We start from the raw sequence: 13,860 nt of genomic DNA, 5'->3' as shown, positions 1-13,860 counted from the left end.
TCTTTCTCGATTCTTGGTCGATAAGAGATTAGGGGAGCCCCCTTCGCCTCGCTCCGGCTCGTCGGCCAGCCTGGCGGCTGCCCTCGTCGCCGGAGTCGCTATACCTCCCCAAAAACGTTACGCCGTGCTCGCAACGGAAGTTGGCAGGCGCGCTGTCGACGTAGTGCGAAATTTTCATACTCAACGCAACATTAGGGGGGCGTTGAGCTGACAGGGGCGGCAGGCTGGCGCGGTCCGCACGTTGTTGGCGGAGTTGGAGAGGCGGCGGGGGAGGCGATCGGGCAGGAGGGCGGCGGGATCGGGCATGGGTACCTGCGCTTCGCGTTCGTTGGATTTGCGTGGACGTGCAGGAGGCTGACGGCTCGGGCGTCTCTTGGGAAGTATGATAGCATGTGCATGAGCGCCGCCCGAGCGTGCGCTCGCCTTATCGCAGATCAAACGAAGCACGAGAGGCGCCCACCCGGCATGGCCCGCACCCAGCTCATACTCGACCGCTACCGCGTCATCGGCAAGGCCGGCGCGGGCGGATACGGCACGGTCCAGCACGCCTACGACACCCACCTCAAGCGCGACGTCGCCATCAAGTGCATCGAGCTCTCCGAAGCCGACATGGCGCGCGCCCACCTGCTCGCCATGGAGGAGCGCCTGCAGCGCGAGGCCGAGGAGCGTGCGGCGCGCGAAGCGGAAGAGCGGGCGGCGCGCGCGGAGCTTGACGCCGCACCCGCGCGCGAGCCGCTTCCCTGGGAGGATGACTTCGAGATTCCCGACTCCCCCGACTTCCCCGAAGAGCCGGCCTTCCTGCGTCGCCGCGCGGGCGCCGGAGCTGGTGCTGGGGCCGGCGCTGGGGAAGCCGGCGCCCACGACGCCGGAGCCGCGAGCGCCGACGCCGGTCCCGGGGCCCGCGTCGCGGGCGCTTCCGCCCCCTCAACCCCCTTCGACCGCTTCGGCTCCTTCGACGACTCCGATGACCTCGACGCGGACGACCTGTTCGACCACATCCCCGGCCTCGCCGAGGCGCAGACCGTCGCCAAGCTCAACGACGCCAACATCGTCACGGTGTACGACTGCGCGGTTGAGGGCGCCACGGCTTACATCATCATGGAGTACGTGGAGGGCAAGACGCTCGCGCGCATCATGCGCGAGATGGGTGACGACATCAGCCTCGACGTGATCGCCGCGGTGTTCAACTCGGTGGCGCACGCGCTCGAGTTCGCGCACGACGCCGACGTGCTGCACCTCGACGTGAAGCCCGAGAACGTCATCGTGAACACCAAGGGCGTGGTGAAGGTGACCGACTTCGGCCTGGCCACGCTCATGGACGCCAGCGGCCAGGGCACCGCGGGCGGCGGCACCATCGGCTACATGCCGCTCGAGCAGATGCGCCAGGAGGCGCTCGACGTGCGCACCGACGAGTGGGCGCTCGCGAGCCTCACCTACGAGATGCTCTCCGGCGCGAACCCGTTTTCCGCGCCGGGGTTCGCGGAAGCCGAGGAGGCTATCGAGGAAGCCGAGCTCGTGCTGCCGTCGCTGTGCTGGGACGCGCTCGACGCGGCGGCCGACGACATCATGTTCACGGCGCTCGACCCCGACCCGGACGAGCGCTACGAGTCGGTGGCGGCCTTCGCCGACGAGCTCACGCCGCTTCTGGGCAACGCGCGGGCGGGCAAGCGCGCGCTCGCGGCCATCGTGAGGGAAGAGGAGCCCGACGCGCCGCCCGAGCCTGAGGAGCCGCGCGAGCCCCTGCCGCCGCTGGTCGACCGGCTGGGGCCGACGGGCGCGGCGGTCATCGCACGCGTGCTCGCCGTCGCATCCGTGGTGATGGTGAGCGCGGTAGCGCTCGTGAACATGCGGTTCGGCGGCGCGGGGCTGTTCGGCGTGGCGTCGGACCTCCCCGTCGCGTTCTGGGCGGTGCTCGCGGCCTTGGCAGCGCTCACGGCGTGGCGGCCCGCCTTCGGCGCGCTCGCCGCTTACCTGTGCTTCGCGGCGATGCTGCTGCTCAACTTCGCGTTCGTCCCCGGGCTGCTGCTCTTGGCGGCGGCGGTCACGTGGTGGTGGTTCGTGGGCCGCTTCGGAAGCGGGCCGGCCGTCTGCGCGCTGCTGCAGCCGCTTTGCGGCTCGGTCGGGCTCGGGGCGCTCTCCGCCGTGGCGGCAGGCGCGGTGCTCGACGTGCGCGAGGCTGCGGCCACGGCGGCGTTCTCCGCGGTGGCGGCGATCGCCTTCGCGTCGCTGGGATCGTGTGACCTCATGAGCTGGGATATCTTCGCGAACGCGCTGGTGCCGGCGAGCGCGCAGATCGCGGGCGCGAATGTGGCGAACGCTTTCGCGGACGTGGTTGTCATGCCTTTGACCTGGTGCGTTGCGGTGAGTTGGATTGCGGCTGCGACGCTGTTCTCGCTGTTCTGCATGAGGGGGACGCGCGCGTTCGACATCGCGGGCGCCTGCGTGGCCGCGGCGGCCCTCGTCGTCGGCGCCGTGGCGGGAGCGGCCCTGGCCGCCGGGATGGGCGCCGGCGCTGGCTCCGCAGGCGCAGCTGCCAGTGCCGGCCTAGCCGCCGGACTCCCAAGCCCCCTCGCGCTCGTGGGCACGCTCGTTCCCGGGGCGGTCGGCATCGTCCTCGCCGTGGCAAGCCTCTGCGATCGCGTCCGCCTCGAGGAAGGCGAGTGGTAGCGCGCCGCAGCGCACCACCGCTCGCCGTGCGGGCGTCTTTACCCTAGAAGCGCGGTGACCTTTCCGAGCAGGGGCTCGAAGCTCACGCCGCGGTCGCGGAAGTCGGGCTGCTGGGCGCTCACGATCATGGCGTCATGCACGAAGTCGCCGGCGAACGCGACGGCGTCCTCGAGGTCGCGCCCGGCCATCACGGCGGCTATCACGCAGGAGGCGTACACGTCGCCGGTGCCGTGCAGCATGTAGGGCAAGTACTCGTTCGACACCTCGCGCACGGGCAGGTCCTTGCCGCCGACGAAGTTGCGGATCACGTCCTCGCCCTCGCGCTGGATGCCCTTGAGCACCACGTTCTTCGCGCCGCGCTCGATGAGGGCGCCCACGAGGCGCGCGGCCTCCGCGTCGGAGATGTCGGTTCCGGCCCACTTCTCGCCGATGGGCTCGCCCAGGATGATGGCGGCTTCGGTGAGGTTGGGCGTGAGGATGTCGGCGTCGCAGGCCAGGCTCGCCATGGCGTCGCAGAGCTCAGGCGTGTAGGTGGGGTACACCTTGCCGTGGTCGGCCATCACCGGGTCAACCACGCGCAGCGCCTTCGGGTAGCGCTCGTAGAGTGAGCGAATGACGTCAACCTGCTCCGGCGCGCCCAGAAAGCCCGAGTACACCGCGTCGATCTCGACGCCGATTCCCTGCCACGCGGCCAGGTAGTCGACGAGGATGTCGGTGGTGTCGTGCATGTACCAGCCGGGGAACGCCGTGTGCGACGAGAACAGCCCGGTGGGCACGGGGCACACGTCACAGCCGGCGGCGGACAGCACGGGGATGGCCACGCCGAGCGAGCACTTGCCGTAGCCGCACAGGTCGTGCACGGCCGCGACGCGCGGGATGTAGGCGTCTTCACGTTCGTAGAGTTTCAAAGCTCATTCTCCTCTTCGTCATCGTCGTCGAACAGCGACCAGTCGTCCTCGGTCTTCGCATGGTTCCTGAACTGCTTGCGCGTCTTCCTCTCGAGGATGAAGCACACGATGATGCTGATGACGGCGCCCGCGCCGACGAGCACGCCGATGCCGGGCATCGTTTCGAACAGGAAGTGGTAAACCTCGCCAATGTCCATAGTTGACAGCCTCGTTACGTTTCAGGATCAGGCGCGCAGCGCGAGATCGCCATCGCTTAAGCTACTTGAATCGGAGAAAGTATACTATCTGTTGCGTGTGCTGACGCAATCTCCACGGGGATTGGCGCTTTTGCGCGCACTCGGAAGAGGGGGCGAACCTTGGCCGCCGGCATGCGGAAAAAGAGCAGCCGACTCGTCGTCGTGAGCGTCATCGCGCTCGCGGCGCTGACGCTCGTGCTCGCGACCTTGTCAGGCTATCTCGAGGAGAAGCTCGAGCAGTCGGGGGAGCGGCAGGCCCTCGCCCTCACCGTGCAGGCCGCCCAGTTCGCCAACGAGGTCATGCGCACCGGCGAAAGCGCAGGTGGCGAAGGGGAGGGGACGCCGCCGCAGGGCGCGGCCGACCCCGCAGGTGAGGTCAGCCCCGCAGATGCGGCCGACCTCGCAGGCGCGGCCGACCCGGCCGACCCCGCAGCCGCCGCGGCGCCGCCGCAGGGCGCGGCGGCCTTCGGCAAGATCGACACCATCCTCGTGTTCGACGCCGCCACGGGGCGCGTGGCGGAGGCGTCGACCGAAGAGGGCCTGCTCGCGCAGCCCGTCGAGCCGGGCGCGCTCGTGTACGACCTCGCGTGGGAGATGCTGTACGCCTACGACGAGCGCCTCGCGTCGTCTTCGCTGCGCCTCCCCTTCGAGCTGAGCGCCGAGGAGAGCGCCGAGAACAGCCTCGAGCGCATGCGCGCCGCCGTCGCCGCCGGCGACACCTACCTTGACCTGGGGCTCGCCCACGGCGATGAGTACTACGTGGCGCTCGCCCCCGTGGGCGAGGGCGCGTGGTACGTCTGCAGCATGATCCCCGCGGCTGACATGCGCGCCGAGGCCGAGGTGGTGTCGGCGGTGTTCGCCGTGGTGTTCGCGCTGAGCGGGGCGTGCGTGGTCCTGGCCATCGTGCTCGTGCTGTCCGCCTACCGCCGCCAAGCGCGCGAGCACGCCATCAAGATGCGCACCCGCCTCTACGAGGCGCTCTCCGACAGCCTCGACTTCGCCGTCAACCTGTACTCTCCGGCAGACGACCACGTCACGCCCATCGTGGCGAAGGGCGTTGACATCTTCGGCGTGCGCCTGGAGGAGCTCATCAAAGACCCCGGCCTGGCCGAGCGGCTGCGCTTCTCCGACGAGGGCGTGGGCCTGCTTCGACGCCTGCGTGAGAACGAGGTCGGCGAGTTCGCCAAGGGCGAGTTCTCCTTCATGGCCGTCGGCGACCGCCGGCGCTACGTGGAGTACACGGTGCGCCCGCTCTCCTACGACGGCCGGCGGCAGGTGCTCGTGGTCCTGCGCGACATCACGGCCGACCGCGCCATCGAGCTGTCGATGCGCGACGCCATGGAGGCGGCCGAGGCGGCCAACCGCGCGAAGTCGGAGTTCCTCTCGCGCATGAGCCACGAGATCCGCACGCCCATGAACGTCATCCTGGGGATGCTCAAGATCGCGCGCCGCAACATGGACGACCCCGAAAAGCTCACGTCGAACCTCGACAACATCGAGAACGCCTCGGCGCACCTGCTCGACCTCATCAACGAGGTGCTCGACATCTCGAAGATCGAGAGCGGCAAGGCGGGCTTCGACGAGAAGCCCTTCAACCTGCGCGACGCAGTGCGCTCCATCGAGGACCTGGTCGCGCCCCCGTGTCGCGACAAGGGCCAGGAGTTCTCGTGCGTGCTTTCGGGGCCGGTTGACGCGTGGTACTTGGGCGACGTCGTGCGCGTGCGCCAGATGCTGGTGAACCTGCTCGCCAACGCGGTGAAGTACACGCCTGACGGCGGTCGCGTGGGGCTCGAGGTGACGGCGGCCTGCGTGCCCGCGCTCCCGGCGGGCTACCGGCGCCTCACGTTCGTGGTGTCCGACAGCGGCATCGGCATGGCGCCGGATTACCTCGAGCACCTCTTCGAGCCGTTCGCCACGGAGGGCCGTTCGCGCTCGCAGGGCACGGGCCTCGGCATGCCCATCGTGAAGAACATCGTGAACACCATGGGCGGCGACATCCACGTGGAGACGGCCGAGGACGAGGGCACCACCTTCACGGTGGTGGTCGACATGCGCCTGGCGGAGGAGGGCGGCGCTTGCGGGAACGAGGACGGTGCCTGCGGGAGCGAGGGCGGCGCCCGCGGGAACGCAGACGGCGCCCCCGCCCTCGCCCCCGCCCCCACCGAGGGGTCGCTCGCGGGCGCGCGCATCCTGATCGTGGAGGACAACGACCTCAACGCCGAGATCGCCTGCGAGCTCCTCTCCTTCGCGGGCGCGCACGTGGAGTGGGCCGCCGACGGCAAGGCGGGCCTCGACGCGTTCGCCGCCTCGGACGTGGGCGCCTTCGACGCCGTGCTCATGGACGTGCAGATGCCCGTGATGAACGGCTACGAGGCCACGCGCGCCATCCGCGCGCTCGACCGCGCCGACGCGCGCGAGGTGCCCATCATCGCCATGTCGGCCAACGCGTTCGCCGACGACGCGCTCGCCTCGCTCAAGAGCGGCATGAACGCGCACCTGTCCAAGCCCATCAACATGGCCGAGCTGACGGGCACCCTCATCGCCGAAATGGCCCGCCGCCGTCCGCGCCATGCGCTATACTAGGGCGACTATTGGGAAACCGGTTTCGGACGGCGCAAGCGCGGGTTTCGGCGCGCGCCGCCGACCAACGAAGGAGCGCTGCTCATGCTAGACATCAAGTTCGTCCGCGAAAACCTCGACGCCGTGGCCGAGGCGATGAAGAATCGCCACGCCCCGTGGGATTCAGCGGCGTTCTCAGAGCTTGACGAAGCCCGCCGCGAGGCCATCCAGCAGGAGGAAGCCCTCCAGGCCGAGCGCAACGCGCTCTCCAAGTCCATCGGCCAGATGATGTCCCAAGGCAAGAAGGACGAGGCCGCAGTCGCCAAGGAGCGCGTGAGCGCCATCAAGGACGAGCTGGCGACCGTGGCCGCGCGTCGCGAGGAGGCCGACGCCGCCCTGCGCGACCTGCTCATGCACGTGCCGAACATGCCCGACGCCTCCACGCCGGTGGGCGACGACGAGAACGACAACCCCGAGGTGCGCCGCTGGGGCACGCCGCGCGACTTCGCCGCCGAGGGCTTCGAGGCGAAGGCCCACTGGGACCTGGGCCCCGAGCTCGGCATCATGGACTTCGAGCGCGGCGTGAAGCTGGCCGAGAGCCGCTTCTACCTGCTCGGCGGCCTGGGCGCCCGCCTCGAGCGCGCGCTCATCAACTTCATGGCCGACACGCACACCTCCCGCGGCTACAAGGAGTGGTGGTGCCCGGCGCTGGCGAACGCCAACACCCTCACGGGCACGGCGCAGCTGCCGAAGTTCGAGGAGGACCTGTTCAAGACCACGGGCGGCCTCTACCTCATCCCCACGGCCGAGGTGCAGCTCACCAACATCCACGCCGGCGAGGTGCTCGACGCCGACAAGCTGCCGCTCAAGTACTGCGCGTTCACGCCGTGCTTCCGCGAGGAGGCGGGCAGCGCCGGCCGCGACACGCGCGGCATCATCCGCGTGCACCAGTTCTCCAAGGTGGAGATGGTGAAGTACGCCAAGCCCGAGGAGGCCTTCGACGACCTCGAGAGCATGGTGGCCGACGCCGAGAACATCCTGCAGCTGCTGGGCCTGCCGTACCGCGTCATCAGCCTGTGCACGGGCGACATCGGGTTCTCCTCCGCGAAGACCTACGACCTCGAGGTGTGGCTGCCGTGCTACGACGGCTACAAGGAGATCTCGTCGTGCAGCTGCTGCACCGACTTCCAGGCGCGCCGCGCGAACATCAAGTACCGCGACCCCGAGCACTTCAAGGGAAGCCGCTACGTGTACACGCTCAACGGCAGCGGCCTGGCGGTGGGCCGCACCATGGCCGCCGTCATCGAGAACTACCAGAACGCCGACGGCACGGTGACCGTGCCTGACGTGCTCGTTCCCTACATGGGCGGCGTGACGGTCATCAAGCCCGAAGAGCTGTAAGCTCGCACCCCGCGCGTTTGGCGGCATCTGGTGGCAGAAGACAAGCCTGACGGAGCCTTGAGCCCCGTCGACATAATCGCCCAGGCGCGTGGCTCGCTCGGCTCCGAGCAGCCTGCGGCGGGGGAGCCTGCGGGCTCCTCGTCGCAGGCGCCGCGGACGCGCGAGGAGCACCTGAGGCGCGCCACGGGGTCGTTCTCCGCCGTCAGCGCCGACGCCGCGGGCGGCAGGCCCAAGGCGCGGGCCGGCAAGGCTGCGAAGACGAACAACCCGCGCGTGCTGAAGGCCGAGGCGGCGAAGGAAGGTGCTGGCGAAGGGGCGAGCGCGCCCGGCAAAGGCGCCGCGGCGGGCGCGGTCGCTGAGGCGAACACGGCTGGCGGAGTAGGCACGGCCGGCGAAGCGAGTGCGGCTGCTACGGCGGGCGCGGCCGATGCTGGCGCGGCCGGCTCCGCGAAGCCCGCCGGCGCAGACGTGGCCTCTGACGACGCGAAGCCCGCCGGCGCAGGCGCGGCCTCTGACGACGCGAAGCCCGCGCGGCCCTCGGTTGCGCAGTCCGCGCGCGTGGCGCGCCCTGCGAAGGACGACGAGCCCGCGAAGCCGAAGCCCTCAAGCGCCAAGCCGGAGCGTCGTCGCTTCGCCCCGCCTGGCGGCAAGCTGGTCGCGCTCGTGGCCTGCGCGGTCGTCGTGGCGGTGCTCGCGGGCGTGATCGGCGGCTTCTCCTTCTTCCGCTGGGGCTATGCAGATGACGCCGCCGACATCCAGGGCACGTGGTACATCGAGGGCACCGACGTGCCCATCACCTTCACCGAGGGGGACATCGTCCTCAACGATGAGGTCACGTACCGCTACGTGCTCAACGCCGACGAGAAGAACATCGTCTTCACCTTCAGCTACCTGCAGGGCGCAGGGCACTACCGCTTCTCGCTCGACCGCCAGCAGCTCGCCATCATGGACGGCACTTACAGCTGGTGGGACACGCTCGTCGACGACCTCGGGTGGACGATCGGCGCGCTCGTCTCCGCGGCGCAGGGCACGCCTGCCTCGCCGGCGGGGGAGGGCGACGTCACGCTGCTCTCGCGCACGTCGGCCTCTGAGAGCGCCGCCGCGGCTGAGGCCGGCCCTGCGGATGGCGCCGCGGTCAGCTCCGAGGGAGGCCTCGCGGCCGTCGCGGAAGGCGCTTCCGACCCCTCTGCCGATCCCGCCTCCGACCCTGCGGCCGACTCCGCCGTCGGCGCCGACCTCGCCTCCGACCCTGCGGCCGACCCCGCCGCCGGCGCCGACCCCGCAGCCGCCCCCGCAGCCGCCTCCGACTCCGCCGCGGCCGAGTAGCCCTCGTGGACGCCCTCGCCGTCGAGCGCGTTTCGGTCAGGCGCGGGCGCCTCTCGCTGCTCGTGCGCGTCGCGCCGGACGCCCCGCGCCTCACGAACCCCGCCCTCGCACGCGCCATCCTCTCCGAGCGCCCCACGCTGGCGTACCACACGTGCGTGAACCCCTTCGGCCCCACCTTCGGCGACGCCGTCGCCCGCACGTCCCTTCCGCACGTGCTCGAGCACGCGATCATCGACGAGCAGGTGCGGCATCCGCGCTCGCTCACCGACGCAACGTTTGTAGGAACGACGGAATGGCTCGACGAGGCGGCGGGGCTGGCGCGCGTTGAAGTAAACTTCTCGGATGATCTCGTTGCGCTCGAGGCGATGCGCAGCGCGTTGTCGTTCGTAAACGGAAAGGCGGTGTAAGAGAGGCATGTCAACAGCACATATCACATTCGATCAAACGGGTGGCAAAGTCGCCCGGCGCGTGACGAAGATGCGCTCGTCGGCGGTGCGCGACCTGTTCTCGGCCGCCGTCCGCCCCGACATCATCTCCCTGTCGGGCGGCATGCCCGACGTGTCGCTTCTGCCCGCGTCGGCGGTGCGCAAGGCGGTGCGCGCCGCGGTCGACGACCAGCGCGCGGTGGCCCTGCAGTACGGCGCCACCGACGGCCGCGTGGAGACGCGGCAGGTGTTCTGCGACCTCATGCGCGACATCGGCGTGCGCTGCAAGCCGGGCAACGTCCTGCTCACGAGCGGCGCGCAGGAGGCCATCGACCTGCTCGCGAAGGCGTTCATCGACCCGGGCGACATCATCTTGGCCGAGGGCCCCACCTACCTCACGGCGCTCCAGGCGTTCTCCGCCTACGAGGCCGACGTGCGCTGCATCGACTTCGACGACGACGGCATGCGCATGGACCTGCTCGAGGAGGAGCTCGAGCGCATCGGCAAGGGCAACCCGCGCCTGAAGCTGTGCTACGTCATCCCCAACTTCCAGAACCCCGGCGGCGTCACCATGATCCCCGAGCGCCGCAAGCGCCTGCTCGAGCTCTCGCACGAGTACGGCTTCATGGTGATCGAGGACGACCCCTACGGGCGCCTGCGCTACGAGGGCGGCCACCAGATCCCGCTCAAGGCGCTCGACGACGACGTCATCTACCTCGGCACCATCTCGAAGGTGTTCGCGCCGGGCCTGCGCACGGGCTGGATCGTGGCGCCGAAGAGCGTGCTCTCCAAGGTGAACCTCGTGAAGCAGGGCACCGACCTGTGCGGCAGCTCGTTTGACCAGGTGGTGGTGGAGCACTACTTCACCGACACGCCGTGGCAGCGCACGCTGCAGAAGTTCGTGCGCACCTACCGCGTGCGCCGCGACGCCATGCTCGCCGCGCTCGAGGAGTTCTTCCCGCCCGAGGCCACCTGGACGCATCCCGAGGGCGGCTTCTTCGTGTGGGTCACGCTGCCCGCCTACGTTGACACGGGCTCCATGCTCGGCGCGGCGCTCGACGCGGGCGTCACCTACGTGCCGGGCGACTCGTTCTTCCCGGACGGGCAGCGCGGCAAGAACTGCATGCGCATCAACTTCAGCTACGAGACCCCTGAGAACATCACCGAGGCCGTCCGCCGCCTCGCCGGCGTGATCGAGGAGCGCCTCGAGCTCTACCGCGTGTTCCTGGAGGCGGGCGCGATCAAGGACTCGGGCAGCGACCAAGGCAGGGGCTCGAGCAGGGGCTCAGGCAAGGACTTGGGCAAGGCCACCGACTTCGAGCAGACAAGGAGCGAATGATGAAGGTTGCGGTTTTGATGGGAGGCTCGTCGTTCGAGCGCGAGTTCTCCCTCGCCAGCGGCAAGAACGTATGCGCGGCCCTCGAGGAGGCGGGCCACCGCGTGGTCCCGCTCGACACCAACGCCGACCTGGTCCCCACGCTGCGCAGCGAGCGGCCCGACGTGGTGTACAACGCGCTGCACGGCAAGCACGGCGAGGACGGCACCATCCAGAGCCTGCTGGAGTTTCTGGGCATCCCGTTCGTGGGCTCGCCCGCCAGCGTGTGCCATCGCTCGTGGAACAAGGACGCGCTGCACTCCTCGCTTGAGAAGTACCGCTCCATCACGGGCGAGGCGGCCGTCGCCTCGTGGCCGCAGGGCGTGTTCATCGCGCGCGACGCGTTCAAGGACATGGGCGCCGCCACGGCGCTCGACCTGGTCCCCGAGCGCGTGATCGGCGGCTACCCGGTGGCCGTGAAGCCCGCGCATGGCGGCAGCGCGCTCGGCGTGCACCGCGTGGACTGCCAGGAGGACCTCGGCGAGGCCGTGCTCGACGCGCTGTCCTACGACGACGCGGTGAACATCGAGCAGTGGGTCGAGGGCGTGGAGGTGTCGGTGGCCATCTTGGGCACGGGCTGGGACGCCTACGCGCTGCCGCCCGTGGAGATCGTGCCGAAGGGCGCGTTCTACGACGCCGAGGCGCGCATCAAGGACGGGCTCGTCGACTTCCACTGCCCCGTGCGGCTCGCGTCGCTCTCGCCCGACGAGGTGCAGGCCCAGGCCATCCGCGCCGAGATCGAGTGCGCGGCCCTCGAGGTGTACCGCGCTTACAGCGTGCGCGACCTCGGCCGCGTCGACCTCATCTGGGACGGCGGGTCCGCGCGCTGCTTCGAGCTCGACGTGTCGCCGGGCATGACCGAGCGCTCGCTGTTCCCCACCGCCTGCGCCGCCGCCGGCCTCACGCTGCCCGCCGTGCTGAACGAGCTGGTGGAGCAAGCCCACGCGCGCGGCGACGTGTTCCACGCGATCTAGCCTGCGTCGCCTGCCCCGCGGCCCTCGGCTGCGGGGCTTTTTCCCCACCAGGTAACGGCGGGGTTCCCAAAAGTAGAACCCTCATGTGTTTCACGGGCGCGGGGGCCGGGCTCGCCTATAATGAGCCCAACGCTCAAGCAATCCCAAGGAGGCAGTCATGGCCAACAAGTTCGGAGTATTTGTCATCGGAGGCATCGTCGGAGCCGTTGCCGCGCTCTTCGCAGCGCCGCGCTCCGGTGAGGAGACGCGTGCCATCGTCGCCGACAAGGCGAACGCCGTGCTCGGCGACGCCCAGGACTGGGGCTCGCAGGCCGCGGCCGGCGCCCAGCAGGTGTACCAGCAGGCTGTCGCGAAGGGCGCTGAGGTCGCGGGCGACGTGACGGCCAAGGGCGCCGAGATCGCCAGCGACGTGCGCGCCAAGGGCGCCGAGGTCGTCGAGGAGGTCCGCGACAAGGGCGCCGACGTGGTCGAGAACGTGCAGGAGGCGGCCGGCAGCATGAAGCCGGTGTTCACCGAGAAGAACGACGAGCTGCGCGACAAGATCGAGGCCGCGCGTGCGCGCATCGCCGCCCAGGTGGCGAAGAACGCCGAGGAGAGCGCCGCTGCCGCCGACGAGGCCATCCCCGCTGTCGCCGCCGAGGCGCACGAGGTGGTCGACGCCGCCGAGGACAAGGCCGCTGACGTGGTCGAGGGCGCCCAGCACGCCGCCGAGAAGGCAGCTGACGCGATCGACCCGCAGTAGTCGCCCGTTCGCTCGCAGCCGGCTTCACGTGAGCCCGCGCGTCGCTTCTGCACCAAGATAGCATCAAGTTCCGACGTGCCCTTCATACGGTACCGATATAATGCGGTCAGGCACGGGGTCGAACCCCCGGCCTGACCGCTTTTTCATAGTGAGGACGAGTTCGTGACGCAGCGACTGATTTGCACCAAGGACCTTGTGGGCATGAGGGTCTGGATCGAGAAGCCGAAGAAGAAGGACCCCGACGCCGCCAAGAAGATGGGGAAGGTGCGCGCGTGCGTGTTCCACCCGCAGGAGAAGCGCTGCGTGGGGTTCATCGTGAAGCGGCCCGACCTCGCGCTCATGTTCCGCCGGAAGGACCTGTTCGTGGCATACAACGGCTACGAGCTGCTCGACGGCGCCGTCCTCGTGCATGACGACCCCGCCGCCACCGACAAGGGCGCGTGCAACGCGCTCGGCGTGAACTGGGACGAGTGCGTGCTGTGGGTGGGCCTGCCCGTGATGTGCCAGGACGGCACCGCCTTCGGGCTCGTGGGCTCGATCACCTACGACGCCGACACGGGCGCCATCGTCACGCTCGACGTGACGCAGGGCGCCACGGCCAACGCGCTTCTGGGCATGCGCCACGTGCCCGCTGACCTGATCCGCGGCTTCCGCTACGGCATGGGGGCCGAGCTCTCCGTGTCTGACCAGGAGGGGGGAGAGGACGTCGTGCGCGGCGCCATCCTGGTGGACGACGCCGTGAAGAGCCTGCCCGTGGAGGGCGGCCTCGCCGAGAAGGCGGGGGAGGCCACGGCGGTTGCGGGCGACAAGGCGCGCGCGGCCGTTGACGCGGCCAAGCCGAAGATCGACGAGGCGAAGGCGGCTGCGGGCGAGGCGGCCACGAAGGGCGCCTACGCCACGGGCCGCCAGCTCAAGCGCGCGACGCACATGTTCTCCGACTTCAAGGACGAGTTCGCCCGCGCCTCGGGCAAGGCGGGCGCGCCGGGCGAAGATGACGAAACGGTAAGCCTTTCGTCATCTTCGGGTGAGGTGGCTGCGATAGCATCGAAGGCGGACGAGGACGTCGACTACGTGTTCGTCGACGAGGACGGCAACGAGGTGGTGTTCGTCGACGAGGACGGAAACGTCATCAGCGACCCGAGCCTTATAGACGAGGAGTTCGACTTCGCCGACGACGTCGTCATCGAGGCGGGCAAGCCGGCCGGCGCCGGCGCGGCCGCTGCCGGCTCGCGCGCGAGCGCGGGGGC

The 13,860-nt window shown here is 69.8% G+C and carries 11 protein-coding genes; 9 read left to right on the top strand and 2 right to left on the bottom strand.

Annotated features, from left to right (window positions below):
- The first annotated feature begins 465 nt into the window (after window positions 1–465).
- Window positions 466–2,667: a serine/threonine-protein kinase gene (locus HRL41_RS10360; RefSeq protein ID WP_172136967.1), complete on the top strand. Its 2,202-nt coding sequence runs from the start codon at window positions 466–468 to the stop codon at window positions 2,665–2,667.
- A 38-nt stretch (window positions 2,668–2,705) separates the two neighbouring features.
- On the opposite strand, the gene HRL41_RS10355 is transcribed toward HRL41_RS10360, so the two are convergent.
- Both HRL41_RS10355 and HRL41_RS10350 read right to left on the bottom strand, forming a co-directional pair.
- Entirely contained in the window at window positions 2,706–3,575 is an 870-nt protein-coding gene (locus HRL41_RS10355) for a PfkB family carbohydrate kinase (protein ID WP_172136966.1), read from the bottom strand.
- Entirely contained in the window at window positions 3,572–3,772 is a 201-nt protein-coding gene (locus HRL41_RS10350) for a DUF6724 family protein (RefSeq protein ID WP_172136965.1), read from the bottom strand. The genes HRL41_RS10355 and HRL41_RS10350 overlap by 4 nt, the downstream gene beginning before the upstream one ends.
- 159 nt (window positions 3,773–3,931) lie before the next feature.
- On the opposite strand from HRL41_RS10350, the gene HRL41_RS10345 reads away from it, so the two are divergent.
- The 8 genes from HRL41_RS10345 to HRL41_RS10310 form a co-directional block, all read left to right on the top strand.
- Window positions 3,932–6,394, top strand: a complete 2,463-nt coding sequence (locus HRL41_RS10345; protein WP_172136964.1) for an ATP-binding protein — start codon at window positions 3,932–3,934, stop codon at window positions 6,392–6,394.
- Window positions 6,395–6,475: 81 nt separating this feature from the next.
- Window positions 6,476–7,771 carry a serine--tRNA ligase gene (gene serS / locus HRL41_RS10340; protein WP_172136963.1) on the top strand — a complete coding sequence of 432 codons (1,296 nt, stop codon included), beginning with the start codon at window positions 6,476–6,478 and terminating at the stop codon, window positions 7,769–7,771.
- A gap of 30 nt (window positions 7,772–7,801) precedes the next feature.
- Window positions 7,802–9,097 carry a hypothetical protein gene (locus HRL41_RS10335; protein ID WP_172136962.1) on the top strand — a complete coding sequence of 432 codons (1,296 nt, stop codon included), beginning with the start codon at window positions 7,802–7,804 and terminating at the stop codon, window positions 9,095–9,097.
- 5 nt (window positions 9,098–9,102) lie between these two features.
- Complete coding sequence (locus tag HRL41_RS10330; RefSeq protein WP_172136961.1) at window positions 9,103–9,504, top strand: hypothetical protein; 402 nt, start codon at window positions 9,103–9,105, stop codon at window positions 9,502–9,504.
- A gap of 70 nt (window positions 9,505–9,574) precedes the next feature.
- Window positions 9,575–10,861 carry a PLP-dependent aminotransferase family protein gene (locus tag HRL41_RS10325; RefSeq protein ID WP_253904857.1) on the top strand — a complete coding sequence of 429 codons (1,287 nt, stop codon included), beginning with the start codon at window positions 9,575–9,577 and terminating at the stop codon, window positions 10,859–10,861.
- Window positions 10,861–11,871 (top strand): D-alanine--D-alanine ligase, encoded by a 1,011-nt coding sequence (locus HRL41_RS10320; protein ID WP_172136959.1) that lies wholly within the window; start codon window positions 10,861–10,863, stop codon window positions 11,869–11,871. The genes HRL41_RS10325 and HRL41_RS10320 overlap by 1 nt, the downstream gene beginning before the upstream one ends.
- A gap of 157 nt (window positions 11,872–12,028) precedes the next feature.
- Window positions 12,029–12,613, top strand: a complete 585-nt coding sequence (locus tag HRL41_RS10315) for a YtxH domain-containing protein (RefSeq protein WP_165173723.1) — start codon at window positions 12,029–12,031, stop codon at window positions 12,611–12,613.
- A gap of 162 nt (window positions 12,614–12,775) precedes the next feature.
- Window positions 12,776–13,860, top strand: a 1,085-nt coding sequence (locus tag HRL41_RS10310; protein ID WP_172136958.1) for a hypothetical protein, incomplete at its 3' end; no start/stop codon positions are given.

This window comes from Adlercreutzia sp. ZJ473 (genome assembly GCF_013185065.1).
In the GTDB taxonomy this organism is placed as follows: domain Bacteria; phylum Actinomycetota; class Coriobacteriia; order Coriobacteriales; family Eggerthellaceae; genus CAAEEV01.
Note: the sequence above shows the minus strand (reverse complement) of the source record. Positions and strands in the feature narration are given on the sequence as shown.